Raw genomic sequence first — 11,656 nt, 5'->3', positions numbered from 1 at the left:
ACCCCGGCGTCATGGCGCAGGTCTTAACGGAATACGGGCTCCATGCCCTCTGCTTCCAGTGCTTTGGCACGGGCTTTCATCCAACCGCTGCGGAATGCGTCTTCGTCTGCAGGCGGATTGGAATCCTTGAACGTTTTCCAGGTGGCTTGCAGAATTTCCTGACGTTTGATCAGCTTATCCTGGTGCGCCTGCATGGCATCGGTCCAGTGTCCGATTTCCTTGTAATACTCGACGACTGCGTCGTGATAAGGAATCACCCACTGCATGTTCTGATTCTCAAGTGAGTAACCCGCATTGCCAGGGGCGGCGTCCTTGTACTTGTCGTGATCCTCAATCAGCACACGGATAAGGCTGCTGGCGATTTTATCGTCCAGGCTCTCATTACCGACCAGTATCGGATAGGGATAGCTGGCGCCGATCCACGGGCTGTCCTTGCCATAGTCCTCACCGGCAGCTGCCGTGACATTGTGGGGCTGAAAATAGGGCGCTACGGTCTGGAGTCGTTTCCATCCTTCTTTATTTTCGGGATCCAGTTCCGGCCACACGATGCCCCTTGGGCTGGCGGCCAGTTGCTGCGCTGGCGGAGCCACGCTCATGGTAAAGGCCACGTCAGCCTGGTCGGCCACAATGCCTTCAAAGGCGCGGCCATAACCCGGAAATTCCACCCGTTCGACGTCATCCCAGGTCAGCCCTCCAAAAGCCAGGAAGGCCTCGGTGCCAATGTTCAGGGCATCGTCACCACGAACGTAAGATACTCGCTTGCCTTTCAGATCTGCCGGTGTTTTTACGTTGATATCACCGGCGACCGCAATACCCAGGCCAAAGCTGGCAGTGGATGTGCTGATCAGGCGAATAGGTTGCGGTCCCCAATCGGGATGGGCAAAGAGCAATACACCTTCCGAGCCGTAGTAGCTGGCAATACCGCAGGCGCAGAGTGGAACCCGCCCCATCCGCAACGGCGTCATGCGGGATACGTCATTTTCACCGGGCAGAATACGGACCGAGGTGCCGTATTCGTTTTGTAGCAGGTTGCCGATGGACACCATCTGGGTGTAACCCGCCGACCCGGTTCCGTACGCAGTCATTGCGAGGGTGCCGGGCAGTTCGACATTCTCGGCACTATGGGCGAACAGCGGTGCGGCACTCAATACACCGACGAGCAGACTTTTGTTGATTTTATGCATCGTACTTTGTCCTGTGTGGTTGTCCGGTCGCGAGACCTATTGCCAATGAAGACACATAAGATAGCGACCGGTGCAAAATCGACAGCACATCCAAACTGTGGGTGCTGGATGACACTGCAAAAATAAAGGCGAGTAATCCGGCAGATACCGTGGACACCCGACTATGTTTCGCACAGCGAAATTTAATTGATTTATGGTTTCGCAATGCAATACTTATTTTTGCTAATTAAATATAAAGAATGTCCGGCCTAACAACAACCCTCCAAAACTAAAGTCTGCCAAATGTCGCATAACCGAGTGGCTTTCCCGAATAGCAGAAGATTTACCGATAAAGTTGATACCGATGAGCGCAGTGCTGCCACGGTCCTCCTGTCACCTACTACCAAGGGAGGAGTTTTTCGCCTCCATCGAATCATTCAACTAACCGGTTTGTAGGTCTACATTGAACAGGTAAACGCGAAAGGCCGCGTTGCCAAGCGACAAACACAACAAGAGGTCGACACCATGATCTACGCACAACCAGGAAAGGAAGGCTCCGTCGTCTCCTTCAAACCCCGTTACGAGAACTACATCGGCGGCGAGTGGGTCGCCCCGGTGAAAGGCCAGTATTTCGAGAACATCACGCCGGTGACCGGAGATGTTATTTGTGAGATTCCACGCTCCACCGCGGAAGACATTGAACTGGCACTGGATGCCGCCCACAAGGCCGCGCCGGCCTGGGGCAAAACCTCTGCCCAGGAACGTTCCAACATCCTGTTGAAAATTGCGGACCGCATTGAAGCCAACCTGGAAAGGCTCGCGGTTGCCGAGACCTGGGATAACGGTAAAGCCGTCCGTGAAACCCTGAATGCCGATATCCCGCTGGCTGCGGATCATTTCCGTTATTTTGCCGGCTGTATCCGTGCCCAGGAAGGTCACATGGGGGAGATCGACCAGAATACCGTGGCGTACCATTTCCATGAGCCGCTGGGTGTTGTGGGCCAGATCATTCCCTGGAACTTCCCGCTGCTGATGGCTGCCTGGAAACTGGGGCCCTGCCTGGCTGCCGGTAACTGCACGGTGCTCAAGCCGGCCGAGCAGACGCCTGCCAGTATTCTGGTACTGATGGAGATCATCGGTGACCTGCTGCCACCGGGTGTGCTGAACATCGTCAACGGCTACGGCATCGAAGCCGGTCAGGCGCTGGCGACCAGCAAGCGTATCGCCAAGATTGCCTTCACCGGCTCTACCCCCGTGGGCTCGCACATCCTCAAGTGTGCTGCCGAGAACATCATTCCATCGACCGTCGAGCTGGGTGGCAAATCGCCGAACATCTATTTCTCCGACGTGATGAAGGCCGAGCCTGAGTTTCTCGACAAGTGTGTCGAGGGCCTCGTGCTGGCGTTCTTCAACCAGGGCGAAGTCTGTACCTGTCCGTCCCGTGCTCTGGTGCAGGAAGACATGTATGACGAGTTCATGGCCAAGGTCGTAGAGCGGACCAAGGCCATCAAGCGTGGCAACCCGCTCGATACCGACGTTCAGGTTGGTGCCCAGGCCAGCAAGGAACAGTTCGACAAGATCATGTCCTACCTCGCCATCGGTAAGGAAGAAGGCGCTGAAGTGCTGACCGGCGGTGATCGCGAAGATCTCGGCGTCGAGTTCAACAACGGCTTCTACATCCAGCCGACCCTGTTCAAGGGCGACAACAAGATGCGCGTGTTCCAGGAAGAAATCTTCGGACCGGTGGTGGGTGTGACCACCTTCAAGACCGAGGAAGAAGCCCTGGCCATCGCCAATGACACCGAGTTCGGTCTGGGTGCCGGCGTCTGGACTCGTGACACCAATCGCGCCTACCGCATGGGCCGCGCCATCCAGGCTGGTCGGGTATGGATGAACTGCTACCACGCCTACCCGGCGCACGCTGCCTTTGGTGGTTACAAGAAGTCCGGTGTTGGTCGTGAAACCCACAAGATGGCGTTGGATCATTACCAGCAAACCAAGAACATGCTGGTGAGCTACGACACCAACCCACTGGGCTTCTTCTGATTGGGAAGCGACGGGCGGGCCCCTCCACACGGGCCCGCGCATGGGCCAGCACAACGGATGTGCGTTTTCATGCCCCGGCGACTGGTCGGGGGGCTCTCGAAAGAGAGTCGGGTTTTTCTTTGTCACTCTCTTTAGGCTCCTACAGGGGCCTTTTTTTGTTGGCTGGAAAGGTGCATTGTTTAGATGTTGTCAGCCTTCAACTTAGGGAGGTCCGAAAACAGTGCCAAAGTACCATATGGCTCTTTTACCACCGCCGCTAGGATGAGAAATGAGTTATCGGCACAGCCGCTGATTCACCCTGAATGCGCTAACAATCATGACAATAGAGGTAAGCATTATGTGGACCAAACCAGCCTACGAAGATCTGCGCATCGGTTTCGAAGTCACCATGTACTTCGCCAACCGCTGAAAGCCGAAACGGCCAGCCTTTCGACGCTGGCCGTTTTGCTTCCGGAGTTCTTCTCATGCACATCCATGTACTTGGTTCCGCGGCCGGGGGCGGTTTTCCCCAGTGGAACTGCAATTGCTCCAATTGTGACGGTTTCCGCAAAGGCACACTGAATGCCCGGGCGCGAACCCAATCCTCCATCGCGGTCAGCGAAGATGGCGAACACTGGATTCTCTTTAACGCCTCGCCGGATATTCGGGCCCAGTTGGCATCTTTCCCGGCCATGCAGCCTGCCAGGGCACTGCGGGACACCGGCATCAGCGCCGTACTGTTGATTGATAGCCAGGTAGACCACACCACCGGTCTGTTGACCCTGCGCGAGGGTCTGCCGCTGGATGTCTGGTGCACGGAGCAGGTTCATGAGGATCTAAATGGCGGTTTTCCGTTGTTCCGGATGCTGGAACACTGGAATGGCGGCCTGAACTGGCGGGAAATACCCGCCACTGAGAACGAGTCGTTCACCGTTCCCTGCGCGCCTTCCCTGAGGCTCACCGCAATCCCGCTGCTAAGCAACGCACCGCCTTATTCACCGCGTCGGGACAATCCGCATCCGGGGGATAATATCGGGGTGTTTCTGGAGGATACCCGCACCGGGCAGACCGTGCTCTATGCGCCCGGGCTGGGTGAGCCGGATGCACGGATCCTGGCCTGGATGCGCAAGGCCGATGTGCTGATGGTGGACGGCACCGTCTGGCATGATGACGAAATGATCCGCCAGGAGGTCGGCACGAAAACCGGTCAGGCCATGGGGCACCTGGCCCAGAGTGGCCCCGGGGGCATGATGGAAGTGCTTGATACCATGCCGGCGAAGCGCAAGATCCTGATTCATATCAACAACACCAACCCGATCCTGAACGAGGACTCCCCGGAGCGTGCGGAATTGACGCGCCATGGGATTGAGGTGTCCTGGGACGGAATGCACATTGACCTGTCGGGGCAGCCATGAACGCCAAAGCCAACACCGCCATGAACCGTACGGACTTTGAACAGGCCCTGCGGGATAAAGGACAGTATTACCACATCCACCACCCGTACCATAAAGCCATGTACGGCGGGCAATGCACGCCGGAACAGATTCGCGGCTGGGTGGCCAACCGGTATTACTACCAGATCAATATCCCCCGGAAAGACGCCGCGATCATGGCCAATTGTCCGGACGCCAGCGTACGCCGGATCTGGTTGCAACGGATACTGGACCACGACGGTCATGGTGGTGACGAGGGCGGTATTGAGGCCTGGTTGTGTCTGGCCGAAGCGGTGGGGTTGAGCCGGGAAGAAGTCATTGATCAGCGCCATGTGCTGCCCGGTGTCCGTTTTGCGGTGGATGCTTACCTGAATTTTGCCCGCCGGGCGACCTGGCAGGAAGCGGCCTGTTCCTCGCTGACCGAGCTGTTCGCACCGGAGATCCACCAGTCCCGGCTGGACAGCTGGCCGCAACACTATCCCTGGATAGAAGAGAGCGGGTACCGCTATTTCCGTAAACGGCTCTCGGAAGCCCGACGGGATGTGGAACATGGCCTGACCATCACCTTGGACAGTTTCACCACGGCTGCCTCCCAGGCCCGTGCCCTGGAAATCCTTCAATTCAAACTGGATATCTTATGGTCTATGTTGGATGCCCTGACTATGGCTTACCTGCACCGGACGCCACCGTACCACACCGTCACCGATCAGCCGGTCTGGCACCGGGGGCTGTGGTGACTGACAGCCTGGCGAGGGTGCCCCGCCTGCGCCCGGGTTTCCGCTTCCAGTGGGAGCCGGTGCAGGACTGCTACGTGTTGTTGTACCCGGAAGGGATGGTGAAGCTGAATGGAAGCGCTGGTGCTATTCTCAACGAAGTGGATGGCCAGCGCAGTGTGGCCGATATTATCGCAACCCTCGAACGGCAGTTTCCGGAAGCCGGTTCCCTTGAAGGGGATGTGAGCGACTTTCTCCGCGATGCCTGCCAGCAACATTGGATCGAGATGTCATGACTAGTGCCGAGGCAGCCAAAACGGTCAGTAACCCGCATCAGGCGGGGCCACCACTCTGGTTGCTGGCGGAGTTGACCTACCGCTGCCCGCTGCAGTGTCCCTACTGCTCCAACCCGCTGGATTTTGCCAACACCGAGCAGGAACTGACCACGGAAGAGTGGGTGAATGTACTGCGCCAGGGGCGCGCCATGGGGGCCGCGCAGCTGGGGTTTTCCGGCGGGGAGCCGCTGGTGCGCCAGGACCTGCCGGAGCTGATCGCCGAGGCACGACACCTGGGATATTACAGCAACCTGATCACCTCCGGCCTGGGGCTCAGTGAAGCGAAGGTGAATGCCTTCCGGGATGCGGGTCTGGACCATATCCAGGTCAGTTTCCAGGCGTCCGACCCGGAGCTCAACAATGCGGTGGCAGGTTCCCGCAAGGCCTTCGACCAGAAGCTGGCCATGGCCCGCGCAGTGAAGGAGGCCGGTTACCCGATGGTGCTTAACTTCGTGATCCACCGCCATAACATACATCAGATGAATGACATCATGGCGTTGTGCGAGCGCCTGGGCGCCGATTACGTCGAGCTGGCCACCTGCCAGTATTACGGCTGGGCATTCAAGAACCGCGAGGGGCTGATGCCCTCCCGGGCACAGCTGGAAAAGGCGGAAGCGGAAGTCCAGGCGTATCGTCAGCAACTGGCCGCCAGTGGCTCGGCGATGAAGCTGATTTTCGTCACCCCGGACTACTACGAGGAGCGCCCCAAGGCCTGCATGAACGGCTGGGGCAGCCTGTTCCTGACCGTGGCCCCGGACGGTACGGCGTTGCCTTGTCACAGCGCAAAATTGCTTCCTGTTGATTTCCCGAATGTACGGGATATGGATCTCAATGCCATCTGGTATGACAGTCCCGGTTTTAATCATTACCGGGGCGACAGCTGGATGCCGGAGCCCTGTCGTTCCTGTGACGAAAAGGGCAAGGATTTCGGCGGCTGCCGATGCCAGGCCTACCTGTTGACCGGCAACGCCGACAACGCCGATCCGGTGTGCAGTAAATCGTCGCACCATGACCGAATCCTGGCGGCGAGGAGAGCCGCCGACCATGCCACGGCGGGCATTGACGAGCTGACCTATCGCAATGCGGATAACTCGAGACTGTTCTTCAGGGGCTGATGTTTCCCACCACCCTGCCGGTGATTCGGAAGCCGACACTCCTCAGGGCCTGCTGAGTGCCGAGGACGCCTGCGCCGCTTACATCCAGCGCGGGGCGTTGTCGGTCTCACGCGGCGGGCTGTTCTGGTTGCAAACGGACCCGTCCCTTGGCATCACGACCCTCTGGCACCTGACAGATCAGGGCCCGGCCCGACTGGGGCCACAAAGTTTGAGTATTCGCAGTCGAGTCAACGGGTACGGTGGCGGAGCCCTGGCGGCTTCGGATCTCGGTGTGTTTGTGGTGAGCGAGGATCAGCAGATCCACTTCATTGACCGGATGAATGGCCACTGCCTGCAATTGACCGATGAAGTCGGGGTTGCCTTTGGTGGGCTGGTGGCGGACCCGACGCGCCCTCGGGTGCTCGCGGTAAGGGAGGCCGCTGGCCAGCAGCAATTGGTGGCTGTGGGGCCGGAGCAGGGCATCCAGGTCCTGCACAGTGGCCTGGACTTTTACGGGGCACCGGCGCTTTCCGACGATGGGCGTCATATTGCCTGGGTCAGTTGGCAGCTACCGGCTACGCCCTGGCTCAGAACCGAGCTGTGGACGGCCGTGGTGACCGAGAATGGCTGGCTCCGTGGCTGCGAAACCTGGCCGACGCCGTCGGAAGCCTCGGTACAGCAACCGGTGTTTGCCGGTAAAACCCTGTGGGTTCTCTCCGATCACGACGGCTGGTGGCAGCCATGGCGGCTGGACCCGGATGGTGCAAGTGGTGACTGGGTAGGTTGCGATGCGCCGACCCTGGATCATGCCAATGCACCCTGGCAACTGGGGGAGTCCCACCATACACCTCTGATGGCTGGTGGTTGGGCCAGGGTTCGCTATTGTAACGGGACCGGTGAACTCTGGCTGTTTGATCACGCAGACAACATCGGTCGGAGGGTGGCCGATACCTTCAGTGACTTTCGTGATCTGTGTGCGGTGGGCGCGGAACTGTATTGTATCGCCCGATCGCCCACGCAGCTGGATGCCGTATTGGCCATTGATCCGGACTCCGATCAGGTGCGGGTTGTAGCCGGTGGAGAGGACGCCATCAGGGTGGGCTCACCGGCCCTGCCGCAGAGCTTTGTAGTGCCGCCCGGGTGCGCATCCGAGCCGGATATTCAGGGCTTTTTCTACAGCCCCACCTCAGAGGCGCCGGAGAATCCGCCGCCCCTGATCCTGGTGGCCCACGGTGGCCCGACTTCGGCAGCCTACCCGGTCTTCAACCCCCACATTCAGTTCTGGTGCCAGCGTGGATTTGCCGTGGCCGAAGTCAACTATCGTGGCAGCACCGGTTTTGGCCGGGACTTCCGGCTGGCGTTGGCCGGTCGTTGGGGGGAGGCCGATGTCGAGGACATGGAACGGGCGGCCGATTACCTGGCGGCCCGAGGTCTCGCTGATGGCCGTCGCCTCTTCATACAGGGGCGAAGCTCCGGAGGGTATACGGTGTTGATGGCACTGATCGCCAGCCGCCGGTTTGCCGCCGGGGCAAGTATGTATGGTGTGACCGACCCGTTACGGCTGAGGGCAGCGACCCACCGTTTCGAATCCGGGTACCTGGACTGGCTTCTGGGTTCTCCACAAACCCATCCGGAGCGCTGGCACGCACGGACGCCGCTGCACCAGGCTGACCGCATCCGGACACCGATGATTTTCTTCCAGGGTGGTCAGGACCAGGTGGTGGTTCCGGTGCAGACCAGAGCGATGATCTCAGTGATGCGTGATGCCGGACTATCGCCGGAGCTGCACTGGTTTGATGACGAGGGGCATGGTTTCCGGCAACAGGCCAGCCAGGCTGGTATGCTGACATGGCTGTTCAGCTTTTATCGGAAGCACAGCTCAAAGACCCATGAACCTGCCGGGAACTTGAGTTAAACTTTCGACGATTCCTATAACAATAATGCGTCGAGTACAGCCCAATGAGTCACGATATATCAGCACTTCGAAAATTTGTCTCGCCGGAGATCGTGTTTGGTGCGGGCGCACGTAAATCCGTGGCCAATTTCGCCAGTAACTTCGGAGCAAAACACGTAATGCTTGTCTCCGATCCGGGGGTGGCGGCCGCTGGCTGGGTGAATGAGATTGTGACGCTGCTGACGGAGGCCGGTATTCGTACCACGATATTTACCGGCGTTTCACCCAATCCCAAGGTGGATGAAGTGATGGTGGGGGCGGAGCTGTACAAGTCCAGCGAATGCGATGTCATCGTTGCTATTGGCGGTGGCAGCCCCATGGATTGCGCCAAGGGGATTGGCATTGTGGCAACACACGGCCGCAGCATTCTGGAATTCGAGGGGGTGGACACCATAACCCACCCATCGCCTCCGCTGGTATTGATACCAACGACGGCGGGTACATCGGCGGATGTCTCGCAGTTTGCGATCATTTCTGATCCGATTCGGCGCTTCAAGTTTTCCATCATCAGCAAGGCTGTAGTCCCCGACGTTTCCCTGATCGATCCGGAAGTCACGGAGACCATGGATCCCTATCTGACCGCCTGCACCGGTGTGGATGCTATGGTCCACGCGATCGAGGCGTTTGTCTCCACCGGCAGTGGGCCGTTAACCGACACCCACGCCCTGGAAGCGATCCGGCTCATTAACCGCAACCTCGAGCCGCTGGTGGCGAACACCGCGAACCCGTTCCTGCGTGAACAGATCATGCTGGCGTCTATGCAGGCAGGGCTGGCGTTTTCCAATGCCATTCTCGGGGCGGTCCATGCCATGTCCCACAGCCTTGGCGGCTACCTGGATCTGCCCCACGGTTTGTGTAATGCGTTGCTGCTTGAACATGTTGTGGCCTATAACTACGTCTCGGCGGAAGATCGATTCCGTCGGGTGGCCGAGGCGATGGGTATTGATACCCGGGGTATGGGCAAGCCTGAAATCAAGAAGCAGTTGATGAACCGTATCATTGAGCTCAAACGTAAAGTCGGGCTGGAGGCGCGGCTCTCCCAGTTGGGGGTTACCGTTTCCGACATTCCGTATCTGTCAGGGTTTGCCCTGCAGGATCCCTGCATACTCACGAATCCCCGCAAGTCTTCGTTGCGGGATGTTCAGGTCGTTTATGAAGAAGCCCTCTGAGGAACAGGACAACGGCTATGGAGTTGGCGATCTGTTGGGGCTGGGAAGCCATTCGGTCCGCAAGAACTACTACCCGGCGCTGCAGGAACGCATAGAGGAGCTGGAGAAGGAGCGTAACCGCTACAAATGGCTGTTTGAAAATGCGCTTCACGGAATTTTCCAGGCCAACATGCGTGGCGGCTTCCTTGCCTGTAATCCGGCCATGGCTCGTATTTGCGGCTACGCCAGCGCAGAGGATCTCAAGCAACGGGTGATCCGGCTGCGGGAGCAGTTGTTCTGTAGTTCCAATGAGTTTGACAAGATCCGCCAGGAGCTCCTGGACGAAGGCAGCCTGCGTGTCCGGGAGACCCGTTTGCGGCGAGTGGACAACACACCGGTGCATGTCGCGATCTCCATATTGCGCCGCCCGGACCTGGGCCCGGAAGTGGTGGAAGCCTTCGTGGCGGATATCACTGAACGGGTTCAGGCCCGGCAAAAGCTGGAACAGCTCAATGCCGATCTGGAAAGACGGGTGGAAGAGCGTACTGAAGCCTTGCAGAACGCCAATGTCGGGTTGCGCTACCAGATCGAGGAGCGGGAGAAGGTTGAACGCGAACTGGTGGTCGCTATGGAAGCCGCGCGGGAAGCCAACCGCAGTAAGGACAAATACCTGGCGGCAGCTAGCCATGACCTGATGCAGCCGTTGAATGCCGCCCGGTTGATGATCTCTGCACTTCAGGACAGCCAGTTGCCAGACCAGGAGCAACGCATGGTGCACCAGGTTCACCGTGCCCTTGAGGGTGCGGAAGACTTGCTGGCGGACTTGCTGGACATTTCCAAGCTGGATCAGCAGGCGATGACGCCGGACCTGGTGGTCACTGATGTGGCGGCGCTTGCCAGTGGGCTCGGAGAGGAGTTTGAAGCGGTGGCCGCCAACGCCGGTTTGCAGTTCCGCGTGCGCACGGTGTCCGCATTGGTCAAAACCGATCAACGCATGCTGACCCGCATCATCCGCAACCTGTTGAGTAATGCTTTTCGCTACACCCGTCAGGGTGGTGTATTGCTGGCCCTGCGAGCCCGCGGCGACAGCCTGCGCATCGAGGTCTGGGACACGGGGGTGGGCATTGAGGCGGGTAAGCTAAGGGACATCTTTACCGAATTCCATCAACTCCTGCCCCAGGGCACAGGGGGACGTCAGGGCGTGGGGCTGGGGCTGGCCATTGTGGAGCGCATGGTCCGGATTCTGGGCTACGATATTGATGTCGCCTCCCGACCTGGCCGGGGGTCCCGGTTCATGCTGACCGTGCCCCTGGAGAACAGGGTGGCTGACCAGACAAAGGCCCGGGAAAGAAATCCGCTGGAGTCCTATGCCGATGCTTTCAGAGGTGCCCGGATAATGGTCATTGATAATGAACGGGCTGTTCTGGATAGCATGCAGGCATTGCTGGAGCGCTGGGGATGCTCGGTTATGGCGGCCCGTAGTGAGGCAGAGGCTCTGGAATTGCTGGCGACGGCGGAGCAGCAACCCTCTGTGATACTGGCGGATTATCACCTGGATAATAATCTGACGGGTTGTGAAGCGATCTATGGTATTCGCCGTGAACTGGATCGTGACATTCCTGCCGCGATCATTACCGCCGACAGCAGTGATCAGATCCGAAAACTGGTGCGTGCCCAGTACCTGCCGATCCTTAACAAACCGGTAAAACCGAACCGGTTGCGGGCATTGTTGACCAGTCTGCTTGGGCCATCTGCGGAATAACGAACTAACCTGTCGCGGCCCGAGGGTCT

Annotated in this window: 10 protein-coding genes; 9 read left to right on the top strand and 1 reads right to left on the bottom strand. The window is 58.8% G+C overall.

The window, feature by feature from the left end; translation table 11 throughout:
* Positions 1–23: 23 nt before the first annotated feature.
* Positions 24–1,184 carry a TAXI family TRAP transporter solute-binding subunit gene (locus EHN06_RS17435; protein WP_127333778.1) on the bottom strand — a complete coding sequence of 387 codons (1,161 nt, stop codon included), beginning with the start codon at positions 1,182–1,184 and terminating at the stop codon, positions 24–26.
* Between the two features lie 504 nt (positions 1,185–1,688).
* On the opposite strand from EHN06_RS17435, the gene EHN06_RS17430 reads away from it, so the two are divergent.
* From EHN06_RS17430 to EHN06_RS17390, 9 genes are all read left to right on the top strand, one after another.
* Complete coding sequence (locus EHN06_RS17430; protein ID WP_127333777.1) at positions 1,689–3,209, top strand: aldehyde dehydrogenase family protein; 1,521 nt, start codon at positions 1,689–1,691, stop codon at positions 3,207–3,209.
* Between the two features lie 337 nt (positions 3,210–3,546).
* Positions 3,547–3,618: a pyrroloquinoline quinone precursor peptide PqqA gene (gene pqqA / locus EHN06_RS17425; RefSeq protein ID WP_007153157.1), complete on the top strand. Its 72-nt coding sequence runs from the start codon at positions 3,547–3,549 to the stop codon at positions 3,616–3,618.
* A 55-nt stretch (positions 3,619–3,673) separates the two neighbouring features.
* Positions 3,674–4,603, top strand: coding sequence for a pyrroloquinoline quinone biosynthesis protein PqqB (gene pqqB / locus EHN06_RS17420; protein WP_127333776.1), 930 nt, complete (start codon positions 3,674–3,676; stop codon positions 4,601–4,603).
* Entirely contained in the window at positions 4,600–5,358 is a 759-nt protein-coding gene (gene pqqC / locus EHN06_RS17415) for a pyrroloquinoline-quinone synthase PqqC (protein ID WP_127333775.1), read from the top strand. Before pqqB ends, pqqC begins: the two co-directional genes overlap by 4 nt.
* Positions 5,352–5,630 (top strand): pyrroloquinoline quinone biosynthesis peptide chaperone PqqD, encoded by a 279-nt coding sequence (pqqD, locus tag EHN06_RS17410; RefSeq protein ID WP_228257337.1) that lies wholly within the window; start codon positions 5,352–5,354, stop codon positions 5,628–5,630. The genes pqqC and pqqD overlap by 7 nt, the downstream gene beginning before the upstream one ends.
* Positions 5,627–6,784 (top strand): pyrroloquinoline quinone biosynthesis protein PqqE, encoded by a 1,158-nt coding sequence (gene pqqE, locus EHN06_RS17405; protein ID WP_127333773.1) that lies wholly within the window; start codon positions 5,627–5,629, stop codon positions 6,782–6,784. The genes pqqD and pqqE overlap by 4 nt, the downstream gene beginning before the upstream one ends.
* The gene (locus EHN06_RS17400; RefSeq protein WP_127333772.1) at positions 6,750–8,678 is read left to right on the top strand and encodes an alpha/beta hydrolase family protein; all 1,929 of its coding nucleotides are present in this window, start codon (positions 6,750–6,752) and stop codon (positions 8,676–8,678) included. Before pqqE ends, EHN06_RS17400 begins: the two co-directional genes overlap by 35 nt.
* Positions 8,679–8,722: 44 nt before the next feature.
* Complete coding sequence (gene ercA / locus EHN06_RS17395) at positions 8,723–9,886, top strand: alcohol dehydrogenase-like regulatory protein ErcA (RefSeq protein ID WP_127333771.1); 1,164 nt, start codon at positions 8,723–8,725, stop codon at positions 9,884–9,886.
* Complete coding sequence (locus EHN06_RS17390) at positions 9,870–11,627, top strand: NahK/ErcS family hybrid sensor histidine kinase/response regulator (RefSeq protein WP_127333770.1); 1,758 nt, start codon at positions 9,870–9,872, stop codon at positions 11,625–11,627. Before ercA ends, EHN06_RS17390 begins: the two co-directional genes overlap by 17 nt.
* Positions 11,628–11,656: the final 29 nt, after the last annotated feature.

It is taken from the genome of Marinobacter sp. NP-4(2019) (assembly GCF_003994855.1).
In the GTDB taxonomy this organism is placed as follows: domain Bacteria; phylum Pseudomonadota; class Gammaproteobacteria; order Pseudomonadales; family Oleiphilaceae; genus Marinobacter.
This window is presented reverse-complemented; position numbering and strand designations above follow the sequence as displayed.